Origin of the sequence: Streptomyces sp. NPDC127106 (assembly GCF_042677605.1) — a bacterium.
In the GTDB taxonomy this organism is placed as follows: domain Bacteria; phylum Actinomycetota; class Actinomycetes; order Streptomycetales; family Streptomycetaceae; genus Streptomyces.
In genome coordinates this window covers 40,608-54,153 of record NZ_JBHXTC010000051.1, presented here as the reverse complement: position 1 = coordinate 54,153, position 13,546 = coordinate 40,608, and the positions used below count along the sequence as shown (strand labels likewise).

Here is a 13,546-nt window from a genome sequence, read left to right as displayed (position 1 = left end):
GTCGGCGGAGACCACCACCGTGTGGGACACCCCGGGGGTGTTGTCCACGAAGTTGGTGATCAACCAGTTCAGGTTCTGTGCCGCCTGGCTCATCGGGCTCACACTAACGCTCCTGGTCATAGCTGTTACTTGACTGCTCAGTACCCGCGCTCCGGCCCTGCTGGACACCGCGCCGCAGGTTGCTCAACCTGCCGCGCACGTCCTCCGGAGCCCGGGAGACCTGGGGGCCGTTCTGCGGAGTCGTCTCCGCAGAACCTTCGACCAGGTTGGCCTTGGGCACCCGCCGAGGCAGACCGGACGAGGTGACCCCGCCCGCCTTCGGCTCGCGGAGCTTCCCGGCCTGCTGCCAACGCTCGTCGTTCTTCGAGCGCCAGCCTCCGCGGGTCCCCTCGCCCTGCTCCGGTGCGGCGGGCTGCTGCTGTCGCGGCGACCGCTGCTCGAAGAGGGATCCGGTGGACTCCGCTTCCTGCTGCGCCGGCTGCCGCTGCTGCTGGCTGCCGCGGCGCGGCAGGCCCGCTCCGGTCATTCCGTGACCGGTGTCGGCAGCGGCGCCCGGACGATCGAAGCCTACGCGGTCCGCGGCGGGTTCGGGAGCGGACAGGGGTTCCGATTCAGTCCCGTACTCCTGCTGGTAGCCGTCGGAGTACGTGTTCTGCTCCGGCCACGCGGCATGCTGCGACTGGGCGGCGTAGCCGTTGTCGTAGCCCTGCACGTCCTGCTGAGGCTGCTCGTAGCCCGCTTCCGCATAGGTGTAGTCCTGCTGCGGGTAGGCCTCGTAGCCCTGCTGGTCCGCGTGGGCCTGCTGCTCATCGTACGAGGCGTCGTAACCCTGCGCGGGCTGCTGCTCGTACTCCGGGTACTGCTGGTAGCCGTGCTCCGGCTGCGGTTCCGCATACTCCTGCTGCGCAGGGTAGTCGGCGGCCGGGGCCTGCGGCTGGTTCAGCTGCGCCTCCAGCGCGGCACGGCGGTCCTGCTGGCCGAGGGAGCGGCCGACCGAGTCCAGGCCGCCGTCGGCGCCCTGGCCGTCGTAGCGGGAGTCGTCGAAGCCGAGTTCGGCGGCCGTGCGCAGCGGCGCGGCCTGCTGGACCTGCTGCTGCGGGATCATCGAGGAGACGGTGAACTCGTCGTCCGGGATGCCCTCGCCACCGCCACCGTGGGTGATCGCGTCGGGGAGCATGATGAGCGACGTCGTACCGGCCGCCTCGCCCGAGGGGCGCAGCTGGACGCGGATGTTGTGCCGGTCCGCCAGGCGGCCGACCACGAAGAGGCCCATGCGCTGCGAGATCGCGGCGTCCACGGTCGGCGGGTTGGCCAGCTTGTGGTTGATGTCCGCGAAGTCCTCGGCGGTCAGGCCGATGCCCTTGTCGTGGATCTCGACCATGACGCGGCCGTCCGGCAGACGGGTGGCGTTGACGCGGACCTTGGTCTGCGGGGAGGAGAACGTGGTGGCGTTCTCCAGCAGCTCGGCGAGCAGGTGCACGAGGTCGGTCACGGCCTGGCCGTGGATCTCGGCCTCGGAGATGTTCGAGAGCTCGATGCGCTCGTACTGCTCCACCTCGGAGGAGGCGGCGCGCAGCACGTCGACGAGGGGCACCGGCTGGTCCCAGCGGCGGCCCGGCTCCTCGCCCGCGAGGATGAGGAGGTTCTCGCCGTTGCGGCGCATACGGGTGGCCAGGTGGTCCAGGCGGAAGAGGTTCTCCAGCTGGTCCGGGTCGGCCTCGTTGTTCTCCAGCTCGGTGATCAGGGTCAGCTGGCCCTCGATCAGCGACTGGTTGCGCATGGAGAGGTTCGTGAAGATCGCGTTGACGTTGCCCCGCAGGAGCGCCTGCTCGGCGGCGAGCCGGACGGCCTCCCGGTGGACCTGGTCGAAGGCGCGGGCGACCTCGCCGATCTCGTCCTGGGAGTCGATCGGGATCGGCGCGACGCGGGTGTCGACCTTGCCCGGGTCGGTGCGCGAGAGCTGGTCGACGAGCATCGGCAGGCGCTGCTCGGCGACGTCGAAGGCGGCGGAGCGCAGGCGGCGCATCGAGCGGCTCATCTGGCGGGCCACCATGCCGGCCAGGATGAACGCCGCGAGCAGGGCCACGACCACGGCGGCGCCGGTCCAGATGGCGACGTTGCGGGCGTCGTCGGAGACCGCGACGGCGTCCTTGACGGCCTTGTCGAGGAGGTCCTTCTCGATCTCGGCGTAGCCCTCGAACTTGGCGGTGGCACCGGCCTGCCAGGCGGCCGGCGTGACGCCGATCTTCGCCAGGTTGGCGGGCTTGTCGCCGCCGGCTATCGCCTCGGTCATGCCCGTGAGCACCGAGCCGTTGACCTGGGGCGGAGCCTTGAACGGCGCGCCGGTCTGCTCGGCCTGCGCCTTCGCGGCGGCGAGCTTCGCGGCCCCGTCCTGGGACTTCTTCTGCATGACGTCTTTGAAGCGGTTGACGTCCTCGTCGGTGCCCGCGGCGATGTACTCGCCGACCGCGATCTCCTCGAGGTAGGCGTACGAGGAGAAGGCGACCAGCTGGGCCTTGCGGACCTCTTCGTCGGAGCTCGGCCGGACCAACAGGTGCGTGCCGATGGAGCGCTGGAGCGACTCGGCGGCCTTGGCCAGCTCGATCGCGTAGACCATGCGCCCGTAGCTGGTCACGTTGCCGGTGCCCAGGCCCAGTTCGTTGGAGAACTGCATCAGGTAGTGCTGGACGAGGAGGTAGCCGTCCTCCGTCGGGATGGGGCCCAACTGGGAGGGGAGGTTCTTCTTCGCCGTCTCGGGCGCCGCGTAGGCCGTGTTGCGGACCGCGGCCAGCTTGGGCTCCTCCTGGCGGAAGAGCTGCAGGCGCCGCTCCAGACCCTGGTTCTTCGGCAGGTCCTTGACGGCCTCGGCGAACTTCGCCTGCGCCGCGTCCGTGGCGCTGCGGGCCTTCGTGACGGCCTCGTTGCCCTTGTCGCCCTTCAGCAGCGGCTCGGCCGTGAGGTCGCGCTCGTTGAGCAGCGCCTGGCCGTACTCCGCCGCCGCCTGGACGACGCGGGCGGTCTTCTCGGCGTCCTTGGCCTCGTTCCAGGTGTCGAGGGATCCCTTCACCTGGAAGCCGCCCATGACCAGGCCGACGAGGACCGGTACGAGCAGGATGGCGTTCAGACGGGTCGCCACACGCCAGTTGCGGGGCGAGAGCCTGCTGGTGCTGCCGCTCTTCGGCGCCGGTTCCACGGGCGCGTCGACGGGCGACGCGGCCGCGCGCTGCGGCGGGGTGAAGTTGCCGCGCGCGGATTCATCCGCGGGGCTCGAGTTGCTTCGCCTCACTCGACCAACAACCTCTCGGCGGTGCTACTAGCTAGTTAGTTGAATTCCAGCATGGTCAAGGGCCGTGTTCCAAACAGTTGGAACCGGCCGGTCCCCGAGACCTATGACACACGTAAAACGGACATAAAGAGCGAGCGGCGGCAAAAAAGGGGCCACGTGTGCGCGCAGCGGTACCGCCCGAACGCGCGGTGTGCAGTTCCGGGGGCAATTCTCTGTCGAAACGTTATGAACGAGGGAGGGCGGGCCGTGTCGTACGACACAGCCCGCCCTCCCTCGTCCGCACGACAGGCCCGGTTACTTCAGCCGTGCCATGAGGGCGTGCTCGACGAGGGTGATGAGCGCGCTCTTGGCGTCGGCCCGGTGGCGGGCGTCGGTGGTGATGATGGGGGCGTCGGGGCCGATCTGGAGGGCTTCCCGGACTTCTTCGGGGGTGTAGGGCTGGTGTCCGTCGAAGCCGTTGAGGGCGATGACGAAGGGCAGGCCGCTGTTCTCGAAGTAGTCGACGGCGGGGAAGCAGTCGGCGAGTCGGCGGGTGTCGACGAGGACGACGGCGCCGATGGCGCCGCGGACGAGGTCGTCCCACATGAACCAGAACCGGTCCTGTCCGGGGGTGCCGAACAGGTAGAGGATGAGGTCCTGGTCCAGGGTGATGCGGCCGAAGTCCATGGCGACGGTGGTCGTCGTCTTGTCCCCGGTGTGGGTGAGGTCGTCGATGCCGGCGGAGGCGCTGGTCATCACGGCTTCGGTGCGCAGCGGGTTGATCTCGGAGACCGCGCCGACGAACGTGGTCTTGCCCACGCCGAAGCCGCCCGCCACCACGATCTTTGCCGAGGTGGTGGAGCGAGCCGCTCCGCCGTTAGAGCTTGCGAAGTCCACTGAGCACCCTTTCGAGCAGTGTCACGTCCGGCGTACCGCCGGCCTCTCCGTTGCCCGGCTGGTGGATGGCCACCATGCCGGCCTCTGCCAGGTCGGCTACGAGGATCCGGGCCACACCGAGCGGCATGGACAGCAGCGCGGAGACTTCCGCGACCGACTTGACCTCGCGGCACAGCGTGCAGATGCGCTGGTGCTCGGGCAGCAGGCCGGACAGGTGCATCGGATCGGCCGTGGTGCTGACCAGCGCCTCGATGGCGAGCTGGTAGCGCGGCCGAGTCCGTCCGCCGGTCATGGCGTACGGGCGCACGAGCGGCTGGTCGCCCTCCGAGTACGACGAATCGTCGTACGCGTCGGAATAGGCGGGGGGCGGGGTCATTGATCCTCCGGGCTGGACAGCAGTGGTCAGCGTGCCGTCTGACGGGGCGGCCGGTGGGGGGACGGTATGACGGCCTGGCGGTGGTACTGGGCACCGGGGCGGGGGCCCCGGTCTCCCGGCCGGAAGTACCGTCCGGCCGGGAGATGGTCAGTCAGATGAGCAGGCTTCCCTGCAGTTCGGCGCGCAGGTCCGGGGTGAGGACCGTGCCCGCTCGATCCACGAGGAGGGCCATCTCGTAGCCGACGAGACCGATGTCGCACTCGGGGTGCGCGAGCACCGCGAGCGAGGACCCGTCGCTGATGGACATGAGGAAGAGGAATCCCCGGTCCATCTCGACCACGGTCTGGTTGACGGCGCCGCCCTCGAAGATGCGGGAGGCTCCGGCGGTCAGCGAGGTCAGACCGGAGGCCACGGCCGCCAGCTGATCCGCGCGGTCACGCGGGAATCCATCGGACATCGCCAGAAGGAGGCCGTCGGCGGAGACCACCACCGTGTGGGACACCCCGGGGGTGTTGTCCACGAAGTTGGTGATCAACCAGTTCAGGTTCTGTGCCGCCTGGCTCATCGAACTCAACTAACGCTCCTGCTGGTAAGTGGGGTCGATGTGGTAACTGCCGGTCTCCGGGCCGTTGTTTCCGGCCTGGCGACCCTGCTGGATACCGCGTCGGAGGTTGGTCAGACGGCCCCGGACGTCGTCCGGTGCACGCGAGACCTGGGGACCGGCCTGAGTATCGGTCTGCTGCTGCGCGGTGCCGGCCACGAGGTTCGCCCGCGGAACCCGGCGGGGCAGCCCCGAAGTGGTGATGCCGCCGGCGGCGGGCTGGCGCACGCGCTCGGCCTGGCGCATCAGTTCGTCGTTCGGCGAGGAACGCCAGCTGACGGTCGGCGCGCTGCCGGTCGTCGTCTGGGCGGACTCGGCCGAAGGCTCCGGGGCGCGCTGCGGCAGCGGCTGCTGCGGGCGCTGACGCGGAGCGGGTGCCGGGGCCGGAGGGGCGGCCTGCGGCTGCTGGAACGCGTACGGCGCCTGCCCGGACGGCTGGGAGCCGTCCTGCGGGTACCAGTTCGACTCCAGGGTGTCGAAGATCGGGCTGCGCTCGCCGCCCGGGCCCCCGGCCGGCGGCAGGGCCCCCGGCTGCTGGGCCTGCGGGAGCTGCGGAGCCTGCGGCGGCGGCGGGAAGCTGCCGACGCCGGGGCCGCCGGGCCGCGGGGCCTGGAACTCGGGGCGGGCGTACTGGCCCGTGGTGGACGGGTCCACCGGGCCGCGCACGTCGGGACGCTCGAACTGCCCGGTCGTGCTGTTGCCGCCGGCCTGCGGGCGCGGGGCACCGAAGTCCGGGCGCGGGAACTCGGCCGTGGAGCCGGGACCCGAGAGCTCGTCGTGGCCGCGCGGGACCTCCTGGCCGCCGGGGCGGGTCGGGGCGGCGCCCCAGCTGGTGGCCTGCGGGGCCCCGGCGGACGGACCGCCGGCGGTACCGGCACCCGGGAGTTCCGGACGCGGGGAGCCGTCGCGGGGCGGCAGCTGCGGCCGCGGGCCGCGCTGGGCCGGAGCCTCGGGGCCCTGGCCGGCGGGAGCCTGCCCCGCGGGGGCCGCGGGCTGCGGCGGCTGCGGCCGCTCGAAGCCGTTGCCCTGCGGGAAGCCGGCCTGGCCGGGAGCGGAGGGAGCAGAGGGGGCGGAGGCCGGACGGCCCTGGGGGCCGCCGGCGGGACCGCGGCCCGGCAGCGGGCCACCGCCGCCGAAGGAGCCCTGGCCCTGGCCGGCCGGAGCGCCACCCGGCGCACCCTGCCCGCCGGGCATGCCCGGCATGCCGGGGCCGCCCTGCGGACGCCCGCCGGGAGCGCCCTGCTGCGGACGGCCGGGGAGGCCCTGCGGACCGCCGGCCGCGCCGCCGCCCTGCTGGGCCAGCGCGGCACGCTGACCCATGGCCGCGGCGACGCCGCTGCGCTGCTGGCCGGAGCCCACGGGCTGGCGGGCACCGCCGCCGCCCGGGCCGGAGCCCTGGCCGGGGGCGCCGCCGGGACCGCCCTGCGGACCCGCGGCACCCTGGCCGCCGGGGCCGCCGGGCTTCTTGCCGCCCTGGGCGACGTCCACCGGCAGCATGACGAGGGCCGTCGTACCGCCGGAGTCGGACGGGCGCAGCTGGATGCGGATGCCGTGTCGCAGGGACAGGCGGCCGACCACGAAGAGGCCCATGCGGCGGGAGACGGAGACGTCCACGGTCGGCGGCGCGGCGAGCCGCTCGTTGATCGCGGCCAGGTCCTCGGGGGAGAGGCCGATGCCGGTGTCGTGGATCTCGACGAGCACGCGGCCGTCGGGCAGCGCGTGACCGGTGACCTTGACCTTGGTCTGCGGGGAGGAGAACGACGTCGCGTTCTCCAGCAGCTCGGCGAGCAGGTGCACGAGGTCGTTGACGACGCGGCCGGCGACCTCGGTCGCCGGGACGGCGGCCAGTTCGATGCGCTCGTACTGCTCCACCTCGGACGCGGCGGCGCGGAGCACGTCGACGAGCGGGACGGGGCGGGTCCACCGGCGGCCCGGCTCCTCGCCCGCGAGGACGAGGAGGTTTTCGCCGTTACGGCGCATGCGGGTCGCGAGGTGGTCGAGCTTGAAGAGCGAGGACAGCTGGTCCGGGTCGGCCTCGCGCGACTCCAGTTCGGAGATGAGCGAGAGCTGACGCTGGATGAGGCCCTGGCTGCGGCGCGAGAGGTTGGTGAACATCGCGTTGACGTTGCCCCGGAGGAGGGCCTGCTCGGCGGCGAGGCGGACGGCCTCGCGGTGCACGTCGTCGAAGGCCGCGGCCACCTGGCCGATCTCGTCGCGGGTGTGCAGGCCGACGGACTCCACGGACGTGTCGACGTCCTGCGGGTCGGACTCGGAAAGCTGCTTGACGAGCTCGGGCAGGCGTTCCTGGGCGACCCGGGTGGCGGTGTCCTGCAGGCGGCGCAGGGAGCGGATCATGGACCGGGCCATGACGAAGGCGCCGACGAGGGAGACGCCGAGCACGAGGAGGATCAGGGCACCGTTGATGATCGCGTCGCGCTGCGACTCGTTCTTCAGCTCACGGGCCTTCTGCTCCATGTCCTCGAGCAGCGTCAGCTCGATGACCTTCATGGCCTGGAGCTTGGTGTCGTCCGCGTCGTACCAGTCCATCCAGGACTTGTACTGCGTCTCCTTGCCGAACTGGTCCTTGGTGGACAGGACGCGGCGGGTGTAGTGGTCCGCCTTGCCGATCTCCGGGTTGCCGTCGCCGAGCGAGGCGAGGAGGTCCTCGGTCTTGCCCTGGTAGACGAGTTCGAAGGTCTTCTTCGCCTGGCTCTCACCGCGGAGCGCGGAAAGTGCGTAGAGGCGGTCGTTCTCGGTGAGCGTGCCCGTCTTCTCGTTGCTGTCGGGCAGCGAGGCGGCGATGATCGCGCGCTGGATAGAGGCGTACTCCTTGGCGGAGGAGAACGCCGCCAGGGCACGCGTACGCTTGATCATCTCAGGGCTGGACGTGGCCTGGGCCATGTCCTGGGAGAGCGAGAGCAGCGAGACGATCAGAGAGTTGTACTCGGTGACGGTCTGCTGGGCACCGTTCTGGTACGCCTTCTTGCGGATCGCCTCGATCTCGGTGAGCTGACGGCCGATCTGCAGGATGTTGTTGCGGATCGACTTGAGCGTCTCGTCCTTGTCCTCCGTGGCGTCGACCCGGTCGGTCGCGGCGGCGAAGGACCTGTGGGCGGCGTCGGTGTTCGACCAGACGCCCTGGACGAGGCTGTCGGGCTTGCCCGACTTGTTGATCGACAGCGGACCCGCGGACTTGTCGCGCTCCTCCTGGAGCGCGGCGGCCAGGTTGGTGGCCTGGCGGGTCATCGTCGTCAGCAGCTGCATGTGCTCGAGCTGCGAGATGTCGTTGAGCGAGTCGTTGATACGGAAGCCACCGAGCGTGGTGGCGGCGACGACCGGCAGGGTCAGCAGCGACACCAGTCGCGTGCTGATTCGCCAGTTCTGCATGTGCACGCGCGATCCGGGCCCGGCGGGGGCCTTCGGTATCGCGGTGTCCTTGTCGACCGGCTCCTCGACCGCGGCCTTGCCCTTGGTCTTGCCCCTGGGCTTGATGCGGGAGGCCTTGCTCTTCGCTCCGGAAGGGCCGGGGCCCGTGCCTTCGAGGGCCGGCCCGCGGCCCTGGGCGTGCTGGGGCGATGAGCCGCGTTCGGTCCCGCCGCGCGGGTCCTGCTCCGCCGCAGCGTCCCCTCTGCCCGGAAGGGCCTGGGGGGACCCCTTGCCGTCTCTCTTGAATCGTCCCTGCACTAGCGTCGCAACCTCTGGACCAGGCGTCCCGCCGGGCGACCGGTGGGACGGTGTCGAGTCGTGGGGCGCTGTCGCGGCCCCATGGTGGTCGTCGGTGACCGGCGCGTCTCCTTCTAGCCACCGCCGCTCGGCGCGGTCTCGCGCCACCTGCGCGCCGGCTGTCTCGCGCGGCGGTCTCGCGCATTCCAGCACAGTGCCGGATCTCCAACAAGGTGCGCGTGTCGGCCCCGCTGATCATCGACGGAGCGTGAGGCCTCGAACACGATGTGTGCGGCGCCTTTCAGGGCGAAACGGACTTACACGATTCAAACGCAAGGGCCGTCAAGGTGTCCCAGTCGAGATGATCAGGAGCGGAATGGCAGATTCAGTGGCGCAATGTCCGTTTCGCCGCTTCGAGTTGACCATCCGTAATGTCCAGATTGCCGGGTCGCTGGTGAGCAAACTCACATGGTCGAGCCCAATACTTCCCGGTTCAGGCCGCGAATCGGATGTTTAGCCTTGCCCTTTACAGGGTTGACGGAACCGACAACCCCACCCGACAACCGAGCCGAGGGCCCGAGACTCCGATGAAGACGACGATGATGTTCCGCAACATAGCCAACCCGCGCCGCACCACCCTCGCGCACCTCAAGGACGCCGAGGAGCTGCAGCCGACCCCGGCTCCGGAGCACGTCGTCGAGCTGCCCACCCAGACCGCGAACCCGCGCCGCACCGTGCTGATGCACGCCCCGGCCGCGCCCGGCGCCGAGTAGGGCACGGCGCCGGCAGCGGAAGGAAGGAACGGGCGGCGGCGGCGAAGCCGGGCACGCCGCCACGGAGCGCCCGCGAAGGAACGCGGAGCCCCGCCGCCCGCCGCGTTAGCCTGGAGTCCGCAGACTCCAGCCAGCGGAAATACAGAGGGGCAGGCGCAAGGCGTGCGCATCGCCAGGTTCTCGATCGACGGCAATGTCGCGTTCGGCGCGGTCGAGGGCGGCACCGCCCCCGGCGCCGAGGGCGAGCTCGTCCTCGACATCATCAAGGGCATCCCGTTCGCGGACTTCGAGCTCTCCGGCACGAAGGTCCCGCTGAGCAAGGTCCGGCTCCTGCCGCCCGTGCTCCCGAACAAGGTCGTGGCCGTCGGCCGCAACTACGCGGAGCACGCGGCGGAGCTCGGTCATACCGTCTTCGACGACCAAGGTCGTCCCGAGGCCCCCATCACCTTCTTCAAGCCGTCCACCTCGGTGGTCGGCCCGGGCGACCCGATCACGTACCCGTCCTTCTCCCAGGACCTCCACCACGAGGCCGAGCTCGCCGTGGTGATCGGCCGGATGTGCCGCGAGGTCCCGCGGGAGCGGGTCAAGGACGTCATCCTCGGCTACACCTGCGCCAACGACGTCACCGCCCGCGACGTGCAGCAGCGCGAGCAGCAGTGGGCCCGCGCCAAGGGGTTCGACAGCGCCTGCCCGCTGGGCCCCTGGATCGAGACCGGCCTGGACCCGGCGGCCGTCGCCGAGGGCCTGGCCGTCCAGTGCACCGTCAACGGCGAGCAGCGCCAGCTCGGCAGCACCCGCGACATGATCCGCTCCGTCGAGGACCTGGTCGTGCACATCAGCGAGGCCATGACGCTGCTGCCCGGCGACGTCATCCTCACGGGGACCCCGGCCGGAGTCGGCCCCCTCAACGTCGGCGACGAGGTCGCCGTCACCATCGAAGGCATCGGCACTCTCACCAACAAGGTGATCAAGCGTGGCTAACGCGACCCCCGTCCGCGTACGTTTCTGTCCCTCTCCGACCGGCAACCCCCACGTGGGCCTGGTCCGGACCGCCCTGTTCAACTGGGCGTTCGCCCGCCACCACGGCGGCACGTTCGTCTTCCGCATCGAGGACACCGACGCGGCCCGCGACTCCGAGGAGTCGTACGAGCAGCTCCTCGACTCGCTGAAGTGGCTCGGCTTCACCTGGGACGAGGGCCCCGAGGTGGGTGGCCCGAACGCCCCGTACCGCCAGTCCCAGCGCATGGACCTCTACGCGGACGTCGCGCAGAGGCTCAGGGACGGCGGCTACGCGTACGACTGCTACTGCACCACCGAGGAGCTCGACGCCCGCCGTGCGGCCGCCCGCGCCGCGGGCAAGCCCTCCGGCTACGACGGCCACTGCCGCGAGCTGACCACCGTGCAGCTGGAGGCGTACCAGGGCGAGCACCGCACCCCGATCGTCCGCTTCCGGATGCCCGACGAGCCGATCACCTTCACCGACCTGGTCCGCGGCGAGCTGACCTTCACCCCGGAGAACGTGCCGGACTTCGGCATCCTGCGCGCCAACGGCGCCCCCCTCTACACGCTCGTCAACCCGGTCGACGACGCGCTGATGGAGATCACCCACGTGCTCCGCGGCGAGGACCTGCTGTCCTCGACCCCGCGCCAGATCGCGCTGTACAAGGCGCTGATGGAGCTGGGGATCGCCAAGGGCGTCCCGCAGTTCGGCCACCTGCCGTACGTCATGGGCGAGGGCAACAAGAAGCTCTCCAAGCGCGACCCCGAGTCCTCGCTCAACCTGTACCGCGAGCGCGGCTTCCTCCCCGAGGGCCTGCTGAACTACCTCTCGCTCCTCGGCTGGTCCTTCTCCAAGGACCAGGACGTCTTCTCGATCGAGGAGATGGTGGCGAAGTTCGACATCACCGAGGTCAACGCCAACCCGGCCCGCTTCGACCTGAAGAAGGCCGAGGCGATCAACGCCGACCACATCCGCCGGCTGGACGAGAAGGCCTTCGCGGACGCCTGCGCCCCGTGGCTGCAGGCCCCGTTCGCCAACTGGGAGCCCGAGGACTTCGACGCCGAGGCCTGGGCGGCCATCGCCCCGTACGCGCAGACCCGCGTGACCGTCCTGTCGGACATCACCGCCAACGTCGACTTCCTGTTCCGCAAGGAACCGGTCGAGGACCAGGCGTCCTGGGACAAGGCCATGAAGGGCGAGCCGGCGGCGCTGCTCACCACCGCACGCGGCCACCTGGAGGCGGCCGACTGGAGCGACCCCGAGTCCCTCAAGCAGGCCGTCCTGACCGCCGGCGAGGCCCACGGCCTCAAGCTCGGCAAGGCCCAGGCCCCGGTCCGCGTGGCCGTCACCGGCCGCACGGTCGGCCTGCCGCTCTTCGAGTCCCTGCAGATCCTGGGCAAGGAGCGCTCGCTGGTCCGCATCGACGCGGCCCTGGCCAAGCTGGCCGCGGCCGCGTAGGCAGCCCGCACCACCGTCCCGCAGGGGGCGGCCCCCGGTCCGTCCGGAGGCCGCCCCCTGCGGCGTTCTGCGTGACGGACTTCGCCGTCCCGCCCCCGTGGGGCGGGGAGTCGGCGTAGCCTCTGCGTATGCCGATCCGCGCCGTGCTGTGGGACATCGACGACACCCTGTTCGACTACACGGGGGCGGACACCGCCGGGCTCGCCCGCCGGCTCGCCGAGGAGGGCCTGGCCGAGCGCTACGGGTCCCCCGAGCAGGCGCTGGAGCGGTGGCGGGAGACGACCGCCCGGCACTGGGACCGCTTCGCGGCCGGCGAGGTGACCTTCCAGGGCCAGCGCCGGGACCGGGTGCGGGACTTCCTCGACGAGCCCGCGATGGGCGACGAGGCGGCCGACGCCTGGTTCGACCGGTACGTGGAGCACTACAAGGCCGCCTGGACCGTCTTCCCCGACGTCGTGCCCGCCCTGGACGCCCTGGCGGGCCGTTACCGGCACGGCGTGCTCTCCAACTCCTCCAGTGCCAACCAGGACCCCAAGCTGCGCACGCTCGGCCTGCGCGAGCGCTTCGAGGTGCTGGTGTGCGCCGCCGAGCTGGGGGTCAGCAAGCCCGAGGAGGCGGCCTTCCGCGCGGCCTGCGGGGCGCTGGGGCTGCCTCCCGCCGACGTGGCCTACGTGGGCGACCAGCCGGAGATCGACGCCCGGGGCGCCCGGGACGCCGGATTGACCGCGGTGTGGCTCGACCGCCCCGGCGACAGGGGGCCCGGCCCTGCCGGCGTACACCGGATCGAGGGGCTTGCGGAGCTGCCGGAGCTGCTGGCCGGGGATACCCGTTTTGGAGCACGGTCAGCCATCCGGTAATGTTCTTTCTGCGCCGCCGGGGCGGGCCGAAAGGCCGGAGACCGGCGGAGCAGCCCGAAGAAAATCCCCGCAAGGGATTGACTTCTGGTGGGGTATGGTGTAATTGGCAACACGAGGGTTTCTGGTTCCCTTATTCTAGGTTCGAGTCCTGGTACCCCAGCGCAGTGCAGCATCATCGCAGTGCTTAGCCCCCGTTGTGTAGCGGCCTAGCACGCCGCCCTCTCAAGGCGGTAGCGCCGGTTCGAATCCGGTCGGGGGTACAGATCCTTCCCGCGAGGGGTCCTGGGTAGCTCCCGGACATCTTGATGCAGGATCGCTAGGGCCCCCGTTGTGTAGCGGCCTAGCACGCCGCCCTCTCAAGGCGGTAGCGCCGGTTCGAATCCGGTCGGGGGTACTCAGGTTGGTTTAGACCACCTTGGGCTATGGTGTAATTGGCAACACGAAGGTTTCTGGTTCCTTTGTTCTAGGTTCGAGTCCTGGTAGCCCAGCGCAGTGCAGTGAAAGCTGCAAGGCACGCCCCCGTTGTGTAGCGGCCTAGCACGCCGCCCTCTCAAGGCGGTAGCGCCGGTTCGAATCCGGTCGGGGGTACGCACAGGAGAGGCGCGGCCGGGGGTTGCGGGGGGGCGGGTGGGGGGTGGGGGCCCCCCCCCCGTGCC

9 protein-coding genes, 5 tRNA genes and 1 pseudogene are annotated in these 13,546 nt (G+C 70.8%); 9 read left to right on the top strand and 6 right to left on the bottom strand.

Annotation, left to right across the window (positions count from 1 at the left end; translation table 11 throughout):
* The 6 genes and pseudogenes from ACFVGY_RS30270 to ACFVGY_RS30245 all read right to left on the bottom strand — a co-directional run.
* Positions 1 to 93 (bottom strand): annotated as a pseudogene (locus tag ACFVGY_RS30270) (roadblock/LC7 domain-containing protein); the annotation flags it as partial.
* A gap of 10 nt (positions 94 to 103) precedes the next feature.
* Positions 104 to 3,286, bottom strand: a complete 3,183-nt coding sequence (locus ACFVGY_RS30265; protein WP_385683172.1) for a nitrate- and nitrite sensing domain-containing protein — start codon at positions 3,284 to 3,286, stop codon at positions 104 to 106.
* Between the two features lie 294 nt (positions 3,287 to 3,580).
* A complete protein-coding gene (locus ACFVGY_RS30260) occupies positions 3,581 to 4,162 on the bottom strand; it encodes an ATP/GTP-binding protein (RefSeq protein WP_114054330.1) in 582 nt (193 codons plus the stop codon).
* On the bottom strand, positions 4,143 to 4,538 hold the full coding sequence (locus ACFVGY_RS30255) for a DUF742 domain-containing protein (protein WP_125541140.1): 396 nt from the start codon (positions 4,536 to 4,538) through the stop codon (positions 4,143 to 4,145). The genes ACFVGY_RS30260 and ACFVGY_RS30255 overlap by 20 nt, the downstream gene beginning before the upstream one ends.
* Positions 4,539 to 4,689: 151 nt before the next feature.
* The gene (locus ACFVGY_RS30250; RefSeq protein WP_179172601.1) at positions 4,690 to 5,103 is read right to left on the bottom strand and encodes a roadblock/LC7 domain-containing protein; all 414 of its coding nucleotides are present in this window, start codon (positions 5,101 to 5,103) and stop codon (positions 4,690 to 4,692) included.
* 9 nt (positions 5,104 to 5,112) lie between these two features.
* The gene (locus ACFVGY_RS30245; RefSeq protein WP_385683168.1) at positions 5,113 to 8,823 is read right to left on the bottom strand and encodes a nitrate- and nitrite sensing domain-containing protein; all 3,711 of its coding nucleotides are present in this window, start codon (positions 8,821 to 8,823) and stop codon (positions 5,113 to 5,115) included.
* 566 nt (positions 8,824 to 9,389) lie between these two features.
* Between ACFVGY_RS30245 and ACFVGY_RS30240 the strand changes: the two genes are divergently transcribed.
* The 9 genes from ACFVGY_RS30240 (at position 9,390) to ACFVGY_RS30200 (ending at position 13,478) form a co-directional block, all read left to right on the top strand.
* Positions 9,390 to 9,575, top strand: a complete 186-nt coding sequence (locus ACFVGY_RS30240; RefSeq protein WP_385683165.1) for a hypothetical protein — start codon at positions 9,390 to 9,392, stop codon at positions 9,573 to 9,575.
* Positions 9,576 to 9,737: 162 nt separating this feature from the next.
* Positions 9,738 to 10,556, top strand: coding sequence for a fumarylacetoacetate hydrolase family protein (locus tag ACFVGY_RS30235; RefSeq protein WP_385683162.1), 819 nt, complete (start codon positions 9,738 to 9,740; stop codon positions 10,554 to 10,556).
* Positions 10,549 to 12,033, top strand: coding sequence for a glutamate--tRNA ligase (gene gltX / locus ACFVGY_RS30230; RefSeq protein WP_385683159.1), 1,485 nt, complete (start codon positions 10,549 to 10,551; stop codon positions 12,031 to 12,033). The genes ACFVGY_RS30235 and gltX overlap by 8 nt, the downstream gene beginning before the upstream one ends.
* Positions 12,034 to 12,161: 128 nt before the next feature.
* Positions 12,162 to 12,890, top strand: a complete 729-nt coding sequence (locus ACFVGY_RS30225) for an HAD family hydrolase (RefSeq protein WP_385683156.1) — start codon at positions 12,162 to 12,164, stop codon at positions 12,888 to 12,890.
* An 88-nt stretch (positions 12,891 to 12,978) separates the two neighbouring features.
* A tRNA-Gln gene (locus tag ACFVGY_RS30220) sits at positions 12,979 to 13,050 on the top strand.
* 27 nt (positions 13,051 to 13,077) lie between these two features.
* Positions 13,078 to 13,150 (top strand) — tRNA-Glu (locus ACFVGY_RS30215).
* Positions 13,151 to 13,211: 61 nt separating this feature from the next.
* Positions 13,212 to 13,284, top strand: a tRNA-Glu gene (locus tag ACFVGY_RS30210).
* Between the two features lie 22 nt (positions 13,285 to 13,306).
* Positions 13,307 to 13,378: transfer RNA gene (locus ACFVGY_RS30205), tRNA-Gln, on the top strand.
* 27 nt (positions 13,379 to 13,405) lie between these two features.
* Positions 13,406 to 13,478: transfer RNA gene (locus ACFVGY_RS30200), tRNA-Glu, on the top strand.
* Positions 13,479 to 13,546 lie beyond the last annotated feature (68 nt).